This is a genomic window from Streptomyces sp. 13-12-16, from assembly GCF_002114215.1.
Classification (GTDB): domain Bacteria; phylum Actinomycetota; class Actinomycetes; order Streptomycetales; family Streptomycetaceae; genus Streptomyces.
In genome coordinates this window covers 1-641 of sequence record NZ_NCTE01000578.1, presented here as the reverse complement: position 1 = coordinate 641, position 641 = coordinate 1, and the positions used below count along the sequence as shown (strand labels likewise).

1 protein-coding gene is annotated in these 641 nt (G+C 75.0%); it reads right to left on the bottom strand.

Translation table 11 applies throughout. From position 1 onward, the window contains the following. Nucleotides 1-145: 145 nt before the first annotated feature. Nucleotides 146-382, bottom strand: coding sequence for a hypothetical protein (locus B7767_RS23135; RefSeq protein ID WP_085573883.1), 237 nt, complete (start codon nt 380-382; stop codon nt 146-148). Between the last annotated feature and the right edge of the window lie 259 nt (nt 383-641).

Sequence of the window (641 nt, the reverse complement as noted above, 5' to 3'; positions counted from 1 at the left end):
GGGGGCCCGCCGCCCCCGTGCCGGCGGGCCCCGTGTGCGGGGATGGTTCCGCGCGCGGGGCCCGCCGAAGCCTCGGGAGGCGAGGTTCAGAGGTTCATTTGAGGGTGCCGTAGCCCGCCTACGGACGTTGCCGTAGCGGCCGCGCTCACGGCTCGTGGTGCTCCGACAGTCCCGGCCAGTCGTCCGGGCCGCCGCCCTGCCACTCGATGAGGTCGGTCTCCTCGACGTCCGTGACGTACAGGTCGGCCAGCCGCAGGATCTCGCTCACGTCGTCGACGTGCGTGGCGAGGCCCAGCGTCTCGTCGTCCGAGGTGACCCGCCGGGAGCCGTCCAGGGCGGGGGAGTGCACCACGATGTGCGGATGCTCCGTTGGATGTGCCATGTCCCCAGGCTGCTGCGCGCCGGGCGGATCCGCATCCCCGCGGACCGGAAGGCGCCCGGATGCGGGACCGTCCGCATCCGGGCGCCGGAAAGGCAGGGGCGCTGCCCTGTCGGCCGAGGGACCGCGGCGGCGGCGACGGCCGCGGAGCCCCTCCCCTCAGGTCGAAGAAGGAGTCCCGCCGCTTTCACCACCGCACTGGCTCGCACGCCGCCGCGGCGCCCTCGTCCCGCCCGCCGCGCCCGTACGGTCACCCCTCATC